Origin of the sequence: Cellulosimicrobium sp. MI9406 (assembly GCF_040595865.1) — a bacterium.
GTDB lineage: Bacteria > Actinomycetota > Actinomycetes > Actinomycetales > Cellulomonadaceae > Cellulosimicrobium > Cellulosimicrobium funkei.
Genome location: NZ_JALIZI010000002.1, coordinates 140,144 through 153,847, shown reverse-complemented (window position 1 = coordinate 153,847; position 13,704 = coordinate 140,144). Strand labels below are relative to the sequence as shown.

The following is a 13,704-nucleotide window of genomic DNA, read 5'->3' as shown; positions in this document are numbered from 1 at the left end:
CGACGGCGTGATAAGCCTGATCGTCTCGAGGCCGTCGTCTCGCCGTGCTCGCGCTCCTCGCCGCGTTCGACGAGCGGCGCGCTCCTGGTCGAGCTCGCGGCGTCGTGGCGGCCACCGCTCATCCTGAGCCCAATGACGGCCGACGTCAACGAGGCTGCCGAGTGGTTCGAGACGTACGCTCCCGTCGGGGTCGACGGACGCACACTACCCGGCGTAGTCGGCCACGGTGGTCCCGAGCACGGCGAACTTGCTGCGCTGGAGCTTCTCCGACGCCGGGCGGTCTGCGTCACGACGACGCTCTCCGGCACGACGGCGGCCGGCGACCCCGTGGAGACGACAACGACCCTCACCGTTGTAGCGGGCGTCGACCCGGAGGGCGTCGATCCTTGCGACCCGACCGACCCCACGCGCCCGATGGATCCCATCGACTCGACGTGGCCGGTCACCGACCGGACAGTTCTGAGCAGCGGTTACGTCGGCCCGCTCGGACGGGTCTCGGCGATTGCAACCGGCGCCACGGTCGAGACTGTCGTCCGTGACGACTCCGAGGTTCGCTCGGTTGAGGACGAGCTGGACGAGGTCGTCCTCGACGTTTCCGAGGCGGCGCGACAGCAGATCCCGGCGGACCCGCCTTTGCGTTCCTCGGCGATACCGGCGATCCGGTATGGCTCTTGCCCGATAGCCCGCAGGCCGACCTCGTGTGGCCTGGAGTCGACGCCCGGCGGGTCTACGAGCAGCACTGGGGCATGACGGCGGACGACGTCGCTGCGGGACCCACGGACCCCTCGGGCCCGGGTGCGCCGAGCGAGGGCGACCTCACCGCTCCAACCGGGGGAACGTACGCGTCGAGGGTGAGTTCTCGCCCGGCGACACCGTCCTCGTCTCGGTCTGCCTGGGGGCGGCGGGCGAGGCCGTCGCTTCCTGCCTGTTCTCTGACCCCGTCGCGCTCGGCACCCCGCAGGTCGCGGCCGACGGCACCCACACGTCGTCCTGACTAGCGACGTCACGCTCGGCGACACCGCCTCGCCGTGACGCGGGCCCACGGCTCGCTTGTGGGCTGGCGGCCCCTGACCATCGTCGCCCCGACGGTTAACGATCCGGCGGACGACCCGAGCCCCAAGCCCTCCGACCCGCCCGGAACCGCCCTCCCAGGTGGGGTGCTGCCGGGGTGGGCCGCTCGTCACGACTGGCCTCGATGTGGCGGCGGTCGTGGCGTTGGCCCTGCTGGCAGCCGGGCTGGGGGCGGCCCTCCTCCTCGCGCGCGTGCCCGGCTCCCGTGCCCCGGCGGGTCCGCCCGCCGCGTCGCAGGCCGTGGGCGTTCTTACCGGGAGGGCAGGGGCGCGAGGTGCGCCGCGGCCGTTGTTTCTCCGGGCTGCAGTGGGCAAATGAACCGGCAACTGACGCCGACCACTTGCACACCATTCTCGATCGACGCCCAGCGGTCGGGCAGCTAGAACGGCCGGAGGGGAAGGGGCGTGGGGGCGATTTGTCTGCGGTGAGATGACCCGGGTCGAGGGCCGTGTTGTCATACAGAGCAGGAGGATGCCGGATGCGGGGCGAGTGAGTCTGATGATTCCGGAACGAAGAAGCGCTACGGGTCGCTGAGCGCCGTGCAGCCTGGTCGCGCGAGAGGTGTGGGCGTCCCCTATCAGGGACGGACCACACCTCTCGCGCCGGGCGTTTGGCAGAGCCGGCAGGTCAGCCGTGCCGGTGTTGCGTTTGTCAGGTCAGCGTGGCACCTGCCAGAACTGACTGCCGAAGTTTCTACGGCCGTGGTCGCGATGGTCCCGGTCGGCCTTCAGTCCGTTGCCCCTGCTCGACACGAGGGAGTCCCGCCCGAGCAGGACGGTGCTGTCGAGCTGGCCGTCGCGGGTGTCGGCCACGGCGACTCGGACGGTGCTGACCCGACGGGGTGTGACGCGGGCGTCGCAGGTGAGGACCGTGGTGAAGGCGTTGAGCTCGGTGTCGTGTGTCCCGGCGCCTGGGTCGTTCGGTGCGAAGTTCTCCACGTACAGCTCGGGGTGGGAGGTTGCGTTGACGGTGGCGGTGGACACCAGGTCACGTGTGCGCGGGACGGTGGAGCACGGCTGGCCGTTCACCCAGATGGCGAACGCGTCGGCGAAGTCCTGCTCGCTCCATCCTGCGTACTCCTCGCTGCCGAAGACGTAGGACAGGGAGAGGCGGTTGCCTGACGGCACAACCCGCATGGTGAGCACGGCCGCGTCGTAGGTGGTCTGCCCGATCAGGCGGTCGAGGGCGCGCGCGCCGCGGCCGCCGAGGTCGCCGGTGGTGGTGAGCTTCTCGTTCGGGCCGAGGACGGCCGAGGTGGAGAAGTCGGTGTCGGCGTCGGACTGCGGGTCGGCGTCGATGACTGAGCCGGTCGTAAGCGCGACGCCGCGCGAGAGGCCGGTGGCGTTCATTCCGGAGAAGCGGCCGGCCTGGACGTCGTTGCCGGAGAAGGTGGCGCTGCGCACCGTGATGCCGCGCCCGGCGATCGTCGCGGCGAGGTCTTCTGCTTCGAGGTCGCGCAGCGAGGTGACGCTTTGTCCGGGCGAGGAGGTCGCAGGCAGGGCGAGTGCGACCGTGCCGCTGGTGGCGAGCGTGGCCGCGCAGATGATGCCGACAGTGCGGGCGGCGCGCCGGTGATGACGGGGCCTGCGCCGCGGCTCGGCCGGTGGTCGGCCGTGGGCTGTTGAGGTGTTCATGATGCTCCATGAGTCGTCGGAGTGCGCCCGAGGGCGCCGTCGCGCAGGGCGCGACGCGTGGTTCATGGAGGAGGAGATGTCGCGAGATTCGCGTGCCGTTCAGCCGAAGCCGTACGAGCGGCCGGCGTCGTTACCGGTCGTCGGGTGCGATGGGACGCACCCTGGGTGTCACCCCCTGTGACGGTCCTACGAAATCCCTGTCAACGGCTTGACAGGTGTGGTGTGCATCACACTACGCTCGAAATCGTTGGGGGAGAACCGTTCGGACGAAGACGCTCACGGATCCAGCAGAAGGTGAACGGACGTGAAGTCTTCGACACGCACACGACCACGCACGAAGGGGCTGGTGAGCGGACTGCTCGCCACCGGCCTCCTCCTCGGAACCATCACGATCGGTTCCACGACCGCCTTGGCGGCCGAGGACGACGAGGCACCGACGCCCCCGTCGCTCACTGAGACCACGACGGACGACACCGCGCCGGCGCCCGAGGGGGCGACTCCTGAGGAGGGCGTCCCGGTACCCGCTGAGCCTGATCCGGCCGATGCCGACCCCGCTCCAGGTGACCCCGCGGCGCCCGATGACGGCGAGGAATCGCCGGACGACGACGCGCCGTCGGCCGACGACCCGACCGACGACACGACGGTCACGCCGTTCAGGTTCCCCGGGTTCCCGGCGCCGTCGATCCACAGCCAGCAGGCGTACGACCCGGAGGACGACTTCACGGCGCGCTGGACGCGCGCGGACGCCCTCCAGATGCGGGCGATGACAGACCCGTCCGCACCTGCGGGAGAGAACTCCATGCCGGAGGAGTACACGATGCCGGAGATCCCGCAGGACTTCCCGGTCCTGGTGGACCATAACGGCACCCAGGTCTGGGTGTGGGACACCTGGACCCTGACCGACGAGCACTCGAACCAGCTGAGCTTCAAGGGCTGGGAGGTCATCTTCTCGCTCGTCGCGGACTCGACCGCCGGGTACACGTTCGACGACCGGCACACCCACGCGCGGATCGGGTACTTCTACCGCCCCGCTGACGTGCCCGCCGACGAGCGGCCGGCGAACGGGGGCTGGATCTACGGGGGGCACGTGTTCCCGGACGGTGCCGCGGGCGCGATCTTCGAGGACCAGTCGTTCTCGACGGTCACCGAGTGGTCCGGGTCGACCCGGATCATGGAGGGCAACAAGCTGCGGATGTTCTACACCGCCGTCGCGTTCTACCGGGACGCGAACGACCAGGAGATCCAGCCCGCCGATCCGCGCATCGTCCAGACCGAGCTGCGCATCTTCGCCGACGAGGACGGCGTGTGGCTCACCGGCGCACGCGACCAGCACCAGCTGCTCGTGCCGGACGGAACGTTCTACCAGACCCGCGACCAGAACGCGTTCGTGAACTTCCGCGACCCGTTCACCTTCGAGGACCCGAACACCGAGGCCAGCCCGACGTACATGGTGTTCGAGGGCAACACGGGCGGTGAGCGCGGGTCGGTGCCGTGCACGGCCGAAGACCTCGGCTACCGCGAGGGCGACCCGTACGCCGAGCTGCCTGAGACGGTGACCGCCTCTGGCGCGAACTTCCAGATGGCGAACGTCGGCCTCGCCGTCGCCGAGAACAAGGCGATGACGCAGTGGCGGTTCCTGCCGCCGATCCTGTCCGGCAACTGCGTCAACGACCAGACGGAGCGTCCGCAGATCTACGTGCAGGGCTCGAAGTACTACCTGTTCACGATCAGCCACCGTCACACGTTCGCGCGCGGCCCGGACACCGACTCGACCGATCCGCGGTTCTGGTACCTGGACGGTCCGGACGGCGTCTACGGGTTCGTGGGCAACGGCATCCGGTCCGACTTCCAGCCGCTGAACGAGGGGAGCGGGCTCGCCCTGGGCAACCCGACGAACCTCAACTACGCGGTCGGGACCCCGGCGAGCCCGGACCCGTTCCAGACGGCGCACGCGTTCCAGTCCTACTCGCACTACGTGATGCCGAACGGGCTCGTCGAGTCGTTCATCGATGCCATCGGTAACCCGGACGTGCGACGCGGCGGGACGCTCGCCCCGACGGTGAAGCTCAACATCGCGGGAACCAGCGCGGTCGTCGACCGCTCCTACGGAGACGGCGGCCTGGGCGGCTACGGGGACATCCCCGCGAACGCCGAGCAGGACGTCTCGCCCGATTCCGACCCGAGACCGCTCCCGTAGCAGACGAGGGCAGCACGCCTGAGGTGGGGCGGCGGCACCCGGCCGTCGCCCCTCCCTCCCGCCCCGGCGGGCGGGTGGGATGCCACGGTGCCTAACGTGGTGACGATGGCCAGAACCGGTCGCTCTACGGCACGGCGCGTCCCTTCATGCGGGGTCGCGGCGTCCGTCGCGCTCGCGCTCGCTCTGCTCGCGGGGTGCACCGGCACGCCGGAGGGCGACCGGGCGTCGTCGGGCACGACAACGCCCGGCCCGCCCGAGAGCACGGCGTACGCCGAGCGGTGGCGTCCGCAGTTCCACTACAGCCCGCCCGAGGGACGCCTCGCGGACCCGAACGGGCTCGTGTGGTTCGAGGGGGAGTGGCACCTGTTCCACCAGCAGGACGGGACGTGGGCGCACGCGGTGAGCACCGACCTCGTGCACTGGGAGACGCTGCCCACCGCGCTCGAGCACGACGAGCTCGGCCAGGCGCTGTCCGGAAGCGTCGTCGTGGACGGGGCGAACACGTCGGGGCTGTTCCCTGGACGGGACGGCGGCCTCGTCGCGGTATACACCTCGACCGAGGGCGGCGAGGCGCAGTCGCTGGCGTTCAGCACGGACCGCGGTCGCACGTGGGAGCGCTACGCGGACAACCCGGTGATCCCTAACGACGGACGCGGCGACTTCCGCGACCCGAAGGTCTTCTGGCACGAGGCGACGCACCAGTGGGTCATGGTCGTCTCCGTGGGGGACGGCGTCGAGCTCCACGGCTCCCCGGACCTCCTGCACTGGGAGCTGCTCAGCATGTTCGGTGAGGGGCAGGGACTGCACTCGGCCGTGTGGGAGTGCCCGGACCTGTTTCCTCTGCCGGTGGACGGGGATCCGGACGACGTGCGCTGGGTGCTCACCGTGAGCGAGGGGGACTCGGAGGAGACGAACGGGTCGACGGCCCAGTACTTCGTCGGCGAATTCGACGGGTCGACGTTCACGCGCGATCCCGCGACGCCACCCGAGACTGTGCAGATCACCGACGTGGGCCAGGACTTCTACGCCGCCCAGACGTTCGAGCACGCCCCCGACGCGCGCCGGCTCTGGCTCGGCTGGATGGGCAACTGGCGCTTTCCCTACTCCGCCCCGACGACGCCCTGGCAGAACGCGATGAGCGTCCCTCGCGAGTTGTCACTGCGGCGCGTGGCTCCGGGCGCCCCTGCACCGTCGGGCGAGGTACTGCCCGAGGGCGGGTACGTCCTCACGCAGTCGCCCGTCCCCGAGCTCGAGGTACTGGATGAGGGGACCACGACCGTCACCGACGTCGTGCTCGAGGACGGCGAGACGGTGCTCGACGACCCGGGCACGACCTACCAGGTGGTGGCAGAGATCGAGATGGGCGACGCCGAAGAGGCCGGACTGCGGGTGCGTGAGCGACGGGCCGAGGACGGGTCGATCGAGGACGCGACGGTCGTCGGCATCGGCCCTGACGGCTTCTTCCTGGACCGGACGCACGCCGGCCTCACCACGCTGCCCGACAGGAGCGGGGAGAAAACCGAGTTCGGGGTCCGCCGCGCGGCGCCGTACACACCCGTGGACGGCGTGGTGCGGCTGCGCGTGCTCGTCGACGAGTCCTCCGTGGAGACGTTCGTCGACGACGGGGCCCTCACAGGGACGATGGTCGTCTACCCCGGTGAGGGCACCGTCGGGCTGTCGGTCTACGCGCGCGGAGGGACGGCGACGCTGCGGTCGCTCGAGGTGACACCGCTGGCCTCGATCTGGTGATGCGGGCGTGTGATCCCGCCCGAGGCGGCCCGCCCGCCTGGACGAACGCGCGAGTGTCTCGCTGCGCGAACCGTGACGCGAGGCCTCCCGCCGCACGTCACGCGGACGCGGCATCCACGCGTCGGGGCGGGTTGGCCCCGGCGCGCGAGACGGTGACGGCGGCGACCGCGACGCAGCGGCGCAGCACGTCCGCGAGCACGGCGGCGTCGATCGCGCGCAGCGCCTCGCGCCGGTCCGCGCCGAGCAGCCCGGCGTCCCACAGGCCGTCGAGGAGCGCACCCATGAACGAGTCGCCCGCGCCGACGGTGTCGACGACCTCGACGCGCGGGGCCGTGACGCGCTGCTCGCCCGCCGCGGTGACGGCGACCGCGCCCTCGCCGCCGAACGTCACGACGACGAGCGCCGGACCGAGGGCGAGCCACTCGCGCGCGACGGCGACCGGGTCCGCGCCCGGCACGAGCCACGCCACGTCCTCGTCGCTCACCTTGACCACGTCGGCGAGCGCGACGAGCGCCTCGATCCGGGTGCGCGCGTCGGCGGGGTCGCCCATGAGGGCGGGCCGGGCGTTGGGGTCGTAGGTGATCGTCGCGGTGTCGCGCGCCGCGGCGACGAGCGCGCGGACGTCGGACGCGCCGGGCTCCAGCACCGCGGCGATGGAGCCCGTGTGCACGGCGAGCGTGCCGGCGTCGGGAGCCGTGCCCGCGGGGACGCGCCACTCCAGGTCGAACTCGTACGTGGCTGCGCCGTGCGCGTCGAGGTGCGCGGTGGCGACGCTCGTCGTGGGGGCGTCGGTGCTGCCGGGCGTGAGGGTCACGGCGGAGTCGTCGAGCCACGCCCGCACCGCCTCGCCGTGCGCGTCGTGCCCGAGCCACGTGGCGAGCCGGGCGTCCCGCCCGAGCCGGCCGAGCGTGAGCGCGACGTTCGCGAGGCTGCCCCCGGGGTGCTCCGCGACGCTGCCGTCCGCGCGGTGCACGACGTCGACGAGCGCCTCGCCGACGACGAGGACGTGTCGATTGTCGGCCGTCGTCTCCCGGGGCGCGGCTTCGGTGAGCGGTGAGGTGTGCATCGCCTAGATCGCCTGGCCAAGCTCGCGGATGACGACGCCGGTGAAGCGTGCGGGGCCGCCGTCGGTGTAGAGGGAGATGCCCGTGTCGCCCTCGGCGAAGTGGACCTGCTGGGAGAGCACGGTGTGGCCGGCGTTGACGAAGACCTCGACGCTCTGGGTGTCGACGAGGATGCGCAGGTGCACGGATCGGGCGCCGGGGTCGATGGGGGCGGCGGCTCGCGAGTAGGGCGCGAGCGAGTAGCCGGCGAGGTCGGAGGGTCCTCGGTCGACGTACAGGTCCGCTCCGTACTTGCCGATGTTCGTGTGCCGGGAGCCATCGGGGGAGCGTCCGACGGAGATGCCGACGTTCGTCGCGGCGTCCCAGGCGATGTCGAGCTCGATCTCGTACGCGCGCCCGCTCCACGGCAGGACGGCGCTGCCGTCGACGGTCCGGTCGGGCAGCGTGGTGGTGGCGGTGACGTAGTTCGTCAGCGCCGCCACGGGGGTGCTCAGGAGGCTGTACCAGCCACCCGGCTGCCGGGCGAGCCGCAGCTCGCGGACGATCGAGTTCTGCCCGTTGTAGCCGTCGGTCGCGTCGGTGGGGACGTCGCGCGCGGCGTACTTCCAGTTGTTCATCCACGCGACGGCGAGCCGCTTGGTCTCGGGCGCGTCGATCGATGGCCAGGTGACGGCCGCGTACCAGTCCCAGCCCCAGTCGAGCCATTGCGGGGTGAGGTCGTCGGCGTGGAACTGCTCGCCGTCCCAGGTGCCTGTCCAGTAGGCGTACGTCATGGGGAGGCCGATGCCGTAGGCGTCCATGCTGGCGGCGAGCACCCAGTGGCGCGTGCCGTCGTCCGCGGTCATCTCGAACAGGTCGGGGCACTCGATGCCGCCGAGGGCGTGGTTCGGGTAGTCGAAGTTGCGTCGCAGCGTCCAGTCGCGCAGGTTCGGCGAGGTGTAGAACGCCGCGTACCGCAGCCGTCCGATGACGCAGACCCATTCTCCGCGGGCGGTGTCCCAGTGGATCTTGGGGTCGCGGAACCACTCGGCGTTCTCGATCTCGGCGGGCGTGGTGGCGGCGCGACCGTCGGTGTTGACGATGACGGGGTCGGGCAGGGCGGTGAACGTGAACCCGCCGTCGGTCGACCAGTAGAGGTACTGCTCCTGGTACTTGCGGACGCCGTCGGTCGGCTGGGTCGCGAGCGCGACGACCGCGCCGGCGCCGAACCCGGCGGTGTTCGCGGTGTCGACGACCGCAGACCCGGACCACACGGGGAAGTCGGGCTGCAGCGGCATCACGGTGCCGTGGTGCGTGAAGGCGACACCGTCGGTCGTGCTCGCGTGGTCCCAGCCGCCGGGGCCGTTGTTCTGGTCGGAGTGCAGGTAGTACAGCTGGTAGGCGCCGTGGGTGGTGACCGGGCGTTGGGGGTCGCAGAGCCAGCCACTGGGGGGAGTCATGTGGTAGACGGCACGGAGCGAGCCGGGGGCAGATGCCCGGGCTGCAGGCGGCACAGCACTACCGAAGATCAGGGCGAGTGCTCCGGCGCCGGCTCCCTGGAGCACGGCGCGGCGTGAGATGGACGGCGTCATTGCTGGTTCCTCTCGTGGACGGGCGGGCGCGACGAAGCGTTCACCCTGGTGCAGGCGGTGGCGGAAGGAGGGATGTCAGGATGGAAGGGTTGGTCAGCTGAGCACCGCGGCAGGCGCCGGGAGGGCGACATCGGTGGGCGCCTCGACGTCGACCGCGGTCACGTGCACGGTTCCTGGCCGCGCCGTCTCGAGGCTCGCGATGACGCCCTCGGCCCCGAGGAGGACCAGGGTGGACGCGGTCTCCTCACCGTCCGCGACGAAGACCTCGAGAAGAGGCCCGTCGAGGCTGAGGAGCAGTCGGGCCGGGCGGTCGCCCGGTAGGGGGACGGTGGTCGTCGACGGGAAGTCGGGGTGCACCGCCTCGGCGGCCGGGCCCCCGCGAGTGAGGCGCAGGCTCCCGGTCCCGGGTGCGTGCACCAGGTCGACGAAGGCGTCCGCCGCCCCGCGCAGCTGCATGCGGAGCGTGCCGGTCGATGCGGGGTCCCAGCGAAGCTCGAGCAGGGAGTGCCCGGTGAGCGAGAGCTCGGCCGGACGGTTGACGACCGCGACCGAGGTCGACGCCGCATGCTCGAGGTGCTCGCGGACGAAGGCCGGCGGTGCCTGCACGAGCGTCGCTCGTCCCTGCACGGTGCGCAGCGTCAGGGTGCGTGGCAACGACATCGCCCCACGCCATGGCGCCGTGGGGAACGCGTGGGCGTAGCGCCAGTTGCTCATCCAGCCGATCGTCACGGCCTCGCGGCCCGGGGCGTCGTCGAACGTGACGGCCGCGTAGTAGTCGCGGCCGTGGTCGAGCCGGCGGAGCTCGGGGAAGTCGGGGACGAACGTCGTCCCGTCGAAGTACCCGACGATGTAGTGCATCGACGAACCCGCGGGGTCGGGGTCGTCGCCGACGGGGTTGGTGCTGAGCAGCAGGACCCACCGAGGGTCGTCGGTGTCACCGTCCAGGGGCAGCTTGACCAGGTCGGGGCACTCCCAAACGACGCCGGTCGCGCCCAGGGGCCCGAAGGTGCTCAGGTGCTCCCAGGACACCAGGTCGTCGGAGGAGTAGAGCAGGACCTGCCGATCGTCCGCCTCGACGGTGAGCATGACCCACCGGGCGGCGTGGCCGTCGTCGTAGCGGATCACCTTGGGGTCGCGAAAGGCGGTGGTGCCTCGGTCGAGGACCGGGTTCCCGGGATCGGTCCGCCACGTGAAGCCGCCGTCGTCGCTGGTCGCGCGTGACTGCGCTTGGTGCCCGTCGTCGTAGGCGCTCGTGTAGTAGGCCGTGAGGACGTCGCCGCCGGCGCGCGACGCCACGACGGAGCCGGAGAAGATCTGCTCGCCGGTCCGGTGCGCCAGCGCCACGGGGTGCTCGGTCCAGTGCTGCAGGTCAGGGCTCGTGGCGTGGCCCCAGCTCATGTTTCCCCAGTCAAGACCCTCCGGGTTGTGCTGGAAGTAGAGGTGCCAGAGGCCACCGTGGTGCACGAGCCCGTTCGGGTCGTTCATCCAGTGCCGCCGGGGGGTGAAGTGGAAACGGGGACGGGGGACCTCGGTGCTCGTCGGTTGCATGGTTCGCCCCCTCAGACCGAGTTCCGGTGTACCGGCGGGCAGGCGATGAGGCGGAGCTCGTCGTCCGGCGCGGGGTCGACGCCGAGGAGCATCCGCACGCCTGCCGCGCCGAGCTCGTAGTGCGGCAGCGCCACCGTGGACAGGGTCGGGCGCAGATGGGCGGCGATGACGTCCTGGTTGTCGAATCCCATGACGGCGACGTCGTCGGGGATGCGCAGCCCGCGCTCGCGCAGGCCGTCGTACGCGCCCATCGCCACGCGGTCGTTGTGGCAGAACACAGCGGTCGCACCGGACTCGACGATGTGCGACGTGCCGGCGTAGCCGCCCTCCTGCTCGGGCGCCACGGAGACGACGAGCCGGGGGTCGTAGTCGACGCCGGCCGCCTCGAGCGCGGCGCGGTATCCGGCCAGACGACCGGTCTGGGCGGGGGACGGGGTCGTGGTGTTCAGGAAGGCGATGCGGCGGTGGCCGGCGGCGAGGAGCTCCTCGGTGGCGGTCCGCCCGCCCTGCTCCTCGTCGGGGACCACGGCGGGCAGACCGCTGCCGTCGGCGTAGCAGTCGACGAGGATCGTGTCGGTCTGGTGCAGCGACTCGGGGACGACGATCTCGCGGTGGTACCAGGTGGAGTAGAGGATGCCGCGCACCTGGTGCTCGAGCATCATCGCGATGGCGTCGTTCTCGGCAGCCACGTTGCCGTCGGTGTTGGCGACCAGCAGGACGTAGCCGTGCTTCCACGCCTCGTCTTGTGCCCCGTGGATGATCTGGCCCGCGAACGGGGTCGTGGCGATCTCGTCGGCGACGAGGCCGATGAACGGGGAGGTGCCGCGGGAGAGGGTCTTCGCCAGTGCGTTGGGGCGGTAGCCGAGCCGCTCGACGGCCTCGTGCACCCGTCGCCGGGCGTCCTTGCCGATGCGCGCACCCGGCTTGTCGTTCACGACGTGCGAGACCGTGGCGACCGAGACGCCCGCGAGCTTCGCGACGTCGCGCATCGTGACGGTCGCACCGTGCTTGCCGTTTCCTGCCGTGCTCATCCCTTGGTCGCCCCGCTCTCGAGCCCGTTGATCATCGCCTTGTTCAGGACGAGGAATACCAGCAGCAACGGGGTCACGGTGACACACACGGCCGCGAAGGTCGCCGTCCAGTCGGTGTTCCCCATCGCACCGATGTAGTTCTGCAGACCGAGCGGGATGGTCTTGAGCCCGTCGGACAGGACGAACGTGTTGGCGAAGATGAAGTCGTTCCAGATGAAGATGCTGTTCACGAGCACCACCGTGATGATGGTGTTCACCGACAGCGGGGTCGTGATGCGGGCGAAGATCCGGTACGGGCCTGCGCCGTCGAGCGACGCCGCCTCGTACATCTCCCGGGGGATGTACTCGTAGAACGAGGAGAACAGGTAGATCGCCATCGGCAGCGAGAACGCTGCGAGCGGGATGATCATCGAGGCGTAGGTGTCGAGCAGCCCGACCTGTGCGTAGTCGACGAAGAGCGGGACGAGCGCGATCTGGACAGGCACGATGATGCCCAGCAGGAACAGGCCGCGCACGAGCCCGCTGAACCGGAACCCCAGCACCTGCAGGGCGAAGGCACCCATCATCCCGGCGACGACGATGAGCACGCTCGCGCCGAGGGTCACGACGAAGCTGTTGACGATGTTCATCCACAGGTTGCCGGTCGCGAACGCCCGCGCGTAGTTGTCGAGCGTGAGCTCCCCGGGGATCGCGAACGGGTTGCCGCCGGCGAAGTCAGCCGCCGTGCGGAAGCTCGTGAGGAACAACCACGCGAGAGGGTAGACCTGGACGACGACGATCGCGACGATCGTGACGGTCAGCAGCGTGCGCTGGACGCGGAGCCGGGACGAGCGCGACGAGTGCGCGCGGGCCGGCGGGCGCACGGGGTGCGAGGTGTCAGGTGTGGATCGGGCCAGGACGGGCGTGGTCACGAGGCGTCCCTTCGACGGAGCAGGAGGAAGATGAGGCCGACGGCGACGAGGCACTCGACCACGATGAACACGGAGATCGCGCTGGCGTAGCCGTAGTCCGTGTGCACGAACGCGGTCTTGTACATGTAGGTGGTCAGCAGCTCAGAGGCCTGGCCGGGGCCGCCGTTCGTGAGCAGGTAGGGGATGTCGAACCCGCGCAACGCGAACGTCGTCGCCATGATCGTCGTCGTGATCCACACCGGTCGGATGTAGGGAAAGCGGATGCGCCAGAACACCTGCCACCATGACGCTCCGTCGAGTCGCGCGGCCTCCTCGAGCTCACGGGGCACGGCGATGAGAGCCGCGTAGACGATGAGCATGTACAGGCCCGTGAACCGCCAACCCTCGGGAACGGACACCGCGGCGAGCACCGTGTCCACGTTCGACAACCATGCGGTCTGCAGGCTCTCCAGCCCGACCCACCCCAGGATCTGGTTGAGCAGGCCGACGGGCTCGAGGGAGTAGATGCGCTGGAACAGGAACGCGATCGCGACGGTCGAGATGACGGCCGGCAGCAGGTAGAGGGTCTTGACGAGCTCGCGTGCGCGAGGGAGAGCCGTCAGCAGGCCCGCGACGGCCAACGCGCCGCCGAGCTGGAGCACGAGGCAGATCGCGAGGTAGCCGAGGGCGTTGCCGAACGCGGTCCAGAAGACGTCGTCGCGCGTGAACATCTTGGTGTAGTTGTCCAGGCCGACGAAGTCCATGTCGCTGATCCCGTCCCACCGGAACAGGCTCAGGAACAGGGACTGCACGATCGGCAGCAGCACCGCCACGCCGTAGAGGACCAGCGGAGGCACCAGGAAGACCAGGACCGCGATCCGCGACCGGCGGGGAAGCATCGACGACCTCAGCGGCGTGCGCCGTGTCTGCGGTCGAGGTCGAGGTCGGG

At 70.6% G+C, this 13,704-nt stretch carries 10 protein-coding genes; 3 read left to right on the top strand and 7 right to left on the bottom strand.

The features are described 5' to 3' along the window. The first annotated feature begins 132 nt into the window (after positions 1-132). The gene (locus MT994_RS03725; RefSeq protein WP_354805176.1) at positions 133-750 is read left to right on the top strand and encodes a hypothetical protein; all 618 of its coding nucleotides are present in this window, start codon (positions 133-135) and stop codon (positions 748-750) included. A 977-nt stretch (positions 751-1,727) separates the two neighbouring features. Here the strand turns inward: MT994_RS03725 and MT994_RS03720 are convergent. Further along, a complete protein-coding gene (locus tag MT994_RS03720) occupies positions 1,728-2,705 on the bottom strand; it encodes a choice-of-anchor L domain-containing protein (protein ID WP_257419296.1) in 978 nt (325 codons plus the stop codon). Positions 2,706-3,051: 346 nt separating this feature from the next. On the opposite strand from MT994_RS03720, the gene MT994_RS03715 reads away from it, so the two are divergent. Continuing rightward, positions 3,052-4,902: a glycoside hydrolase family 68 protein gene (locus MT994_RS03715; protein WP_354805174.1), complete on the top strand. Its 1,851-nt coding sequence runs from the start codon at positions 3,052-3,054 to the stop codon at positions 4,900-4,902. A 105-nt stretch (positions 4,903-5,007) separates the two neighbouring features. Next, positions 5,008-6,651, top strand: coding sequence for a glycoside hydrolase family 32 protein (locus tag MT994_RS03710; protein ID WP_257419298.1), 1,644 nt, complete (start codon positions 5,008-5,010; stop codon positions 6,649-6,651). 97 nt (positions 6,652-6,748) lie between these two features. On the opposite strand, the gene MT994_RS03705 is transcribed toward MT994_RS03710, so the two are convergent. The 6 genes from MT994_RS03705 to MT994_RS03680 all read right to left on the bottom strand — a co-directional run bounded on the left by MT994_RS03705 (position 6,749) and on the right by MT994_RS03680 (position 13,654). Beyond that, entirely contained in the window at positions 6,749-7,717 is a 969-nt protein-coding gene (locus tag MT994_RS03705; RefSeq protein ID WP_354805172.1) for a carbohydrate kinase, read from the bottom strand. A 3-nt stretch (positions 7,718-7,720) separates the two neighbouring features. Further along, positions 7,721-9,286, bottom strand: a complete 1,566-nt coding sequence (locus MT994_RS03700) for a glycoside hydrolase family 32 protein (RefSeq protein ID WP_257417407.1) — start codon at positions 9,284-9,286, stop codon at positions 7,721-7,723. A 93-nt stretch (positions 9,287-9,379) separates the two neighbouring features. After that, on the bottom strand, positions 9,380-10,834 hold the full coding sequence (locus tag MT994_RS03695; protein WP_354805171.1) for a glycoside hydrolase family 32 protein: 1,455 nt from the start codon (positions 10,832-10,834) through the stop codon (positions 9,380-9,382). A gap of 11 nt (positions 10,835-10,845) precedes the next feature. After that, entirely contained in the window at positions 10,846-11,865 is a 1,020-nt protein-coding gene (locus MT994_RS03690; RefSeq protein ID WP_354805170.1) for a LacI family DNA-binding transcriptional regulator, read from the bottom strand. Further along, positions 11,862-12,728 carry a carbohydrate ABC transporter permease gene (locus MT994_RS03685; protein ID WP_255434964.1) on the bottom strand — a complete coding sequence of 289 codons (867 nt, stop codon included), beginning with the start codon at positions 12,726-12,728 and terminating at the stop codon, positions 11,862-11,864. The genes MT994_RS03690 and MT994_RS03685 overlap by 4 nt, the downstream gene beginning before the upstream one ends. A gap of 44 nt (positions 12,729-12,772) precedes the next feature. After that, positions 12,773-13,654: a sugar ABC transporter permease gene (locus MT994_RS03680; RefSeq protein ID WP_144683803.1), complete on the bottom strand. Its 882-nt coding sequence runs from the start codon at positions 13,652-13,654 to the stop codon at positions 12,773-12,775. Positions 13,655-13,704: the final 50 nt, after the last annotated feature.